This window comes from Vibrio sp. JZG120, from assembly GCF_053890955.1.
In genome coordinates this window covers 1-2,640 of record NZ_JBSRRK010000035.1, presented here as the reverse complement: position 1 = coordinate 2,640, position 2,640 = coordinate 1, and the positions used below count along the sequence as shown (strand labels likewise).

Sequence of the window (2,640 nt, the reverse complement as noted above, 5' to 3'; positions counted from 1 at the left end):
CTATCAATGGCAAGGTTAAACAGCGCCAATTCAAATAACCGTTCCTCAAGCTCCAAACGAATGCGGATGCGCCAAATATCTTCTAATTTGAACGCTTTTTTCTGCCCAACTCTTTTTCCTTTATTCCAAGCAGCCATAATGTGCTCCTTACTTCATAAAAATCACTGTTAAGTAAGGCAGAACTCAAGGAAGTTTGCTTAGTTACTGGTATCATAAGGTAAATTTTTGGAATTCAAGAAACCCGTAATGAACGAACAAGAACAACTATTCCTGAAAGAGCTGGAAAGCAAGCTCTGGACAGCCGCAGACAAACTCCGTGCGTCACTCGATGCCTCTCAATACAAACATGCGGTGCTTGGCTTAATATTCGTTAAATACGTGTCTGACGCCTTCACGCTGCGCCAAGAAGAACTAAAACAAGACTTTGCTAACCCTGACCACGAGTATTTCCTCGATCCTGAGAGTTACACGGCTGAAGAACTTGAACAAGAAATCGCGATTGAGCTGGAACAGCGCGATTACTACAAAGAGAAAAACGTGTTTTGGTTGCCTACTGAATCTCGTTGGAAGTTCCTGCAAGACAATGGCCCGATGGTCATTGGCGGTGCCGATTTGGTTATTGATGGTAAGACGAAGAAAATTACGTCTGTTGGTCACCTGATTGATAATGCATTGGAGGGGATTGAGCGCGACAACCAGAAGCTAAAAGGTGTACTCAACAAGCACTACGCATCGCTAAAAATTGATCAGGCAAAACTGAATGAGCTGATCAACCTAATCGCGACTATTCCATTCAATCATAAGTCACTTAACAGCAAAGATATTCTTGGTCATATTTACGAATACTTCTTAGGCCAGTTTGCGCTTGCTGAAGGTAAGAAAGGCGGTCAGTTCTACACGCCTGCATCAATCGTTTCGCTGATTGTTGAGATGATTGAACCGTTTGAAGGTCGTGTGTATGACCCTGCAATGGGTTCTGGCGGTTTCTTTGTGCAATCAGAGAAATTTATTGAGCGCCGCGCTAACCAAAAAGAAATTGACCCGCTAACGCAAAAACAAAGAATCTCGATCTACGGTCAGGAATACAACTACACCACATGGCAGCTTGCTGCGATGAACATGGCTATCCGTGGGCTTGATTACGATTTCGGTAAGGAACCAGCCAGTACCTATACCAACGACCAACACCCTGATTTACGAGCTGACTTCATCATGGCTAATCCGCCCTTCAACATGAAGGAGTGGAACACAGGTGTCGATGATAATGATCCGCGCTGGGTATATGGCACACCACCATCAGGTAACGCAAACTTTGCTTGGATGCAGCACATGCTTTACCACCTTGCACCAGATGGTTCTCAAGCCTTGTTACTTGCCAATGGTTCTATGAGTTCAACCACTAATAACGAAGGCGAAATTCGTGCGGCATTGGTCGAGAACGATTTGGTCGAGTGTATGGTTGCGCTTCCGGGACAACTGTTTACCAACACCCAAATCCCTGCTTGTATCTGGTTCTTAACCAAAAACAAAAAGGCTCGTACCGATAAATCAGGTCGTAAGCTACGTGATCGAAAAGGCGAAGTGCTGTTTATTGATGCTCGCAACCTTGGCTATATGAAAGACCGTGTACTACGTGATTTCACTCGTGATGATGTTCAGAAAGTTGCTGACCTCTACCATGCTTGGAAAACTGGTGAAGAAGTTAATGGTGTGGTTTATGAAGACCAAGCGGGTTTCTGCAAATCTGCAACGTTGGAAGATATTAAGAAACATGACTTTGTACTCACTCCGGGACGTTACGTTGGCGCGACTGAAGAACTAGACGACGGCATTCCATTTGCTGAAAAAATGGCAACGCTAACCGCTAAGTTAAGCAAGCAATTTGCGGAGTCGGCAACACTAGAAGCTGAGATCAAGAAGGACCTAGCGGGGTTGGGTTATGAGCTGTAATTGGTCAGTTAAGAAACTTGGCGACCTCGTTAAATTCACTTCTGGGGGAACTCCATCTAAGAGTAATGAAGCGTATTGGGGCGGAGATATACCTTGGATAAGTGCATCATCAATGGATAGCACACGGTACTCTGAATCAGAGCTAAAGGTTACAACTGAGGGAGCTAAAAATGGAACACGATTAGTTCCCAAAGACACTGTATTGTTATTAGTTCGTGGTGGGGCGCTGCACAATAAAATTCCGGTAGGAATAACAACGAGAGAAGTTACCTTTAACCAAGATGTAAAAGCGTTAGTACCTAAAACTGACGAGATTACACCTTGGTATCTTCTATTCTGGCTAATTTCTATAAAGAAGACCTTATTGGCTAAGGTGGAAAATACGGGAATTGGTGCTGGTAAATTGGATACAAAAATACTTCAAGAGCTAGAGGTTCCTTTACCTCCCAAACCTGAGCTACAGAGATTAGAAAAGTTCTGTAAAGCTCTTGATGATAAGATCATCTTGAACGCTGACACTAACCAAACTCTAGAACAAATGGCTCAAGCCATCTTCAAATCATGGTTTGTTGATTTCGATCCGGTTAAAGCCAAAATGAATGGCGAACAACCGGAGGGTATGGATGCGGCTACTGCCTCGCTATTCCCCGAAAAGCTAGTTGAGTCTGAGTTGGGGTTGATTCCTAAAGG

2 protein-coding genes and 1 pseudogene are annotated in these 2,640 nt (G+C 43.9%); 2 read left to right on the top strand and 1 reads right to left on the bottom strand.

Going from position 1 to position 2,640, the window contains the following annotated elements:
* Positions 1 to 137 (bottom strand): annotated as a pseudogene (locus tag ACWPOD_RS23580) (integrase); the annotation flags it as partial.
* Between the two features lie 109 nt (positions 138 to 246).
* On the opposite strand from ACWPOD_RS23580, the gene ACWPOD_RS23575 reads away from it, so the two are divergent.
* Entirely contained in the window at positions 247 to 1,950 is a 1,704-nt protein-coding gene (locus tag ACWPOD_RS23575; protein ID WP_456232300.1) for a class I SAM-dependent DNA methyltransferase, read from the top strand.
* On the top strand, positions 1,940 to 2,640 hold a 701-nt coding region (locus ACWPOD_RS23570; protein ID WP_456232299.1), incomplete at its 3' end, for a restriction endonuclease subunit S. The genes ACWPOD_RS23575 and ACWPOD_RS23570, both read left to right, overlap by 11 nt.

Excerpts from the sequence above, each read along its gene's own strand:
- ACWPOD_RS23575 (WP_456232300.1), top strand. The coding sequence starts at position 247 with ATGAACGAACAAGAACAACTATTCCTGAAAGAGCTGGAAAGCAAGCTC.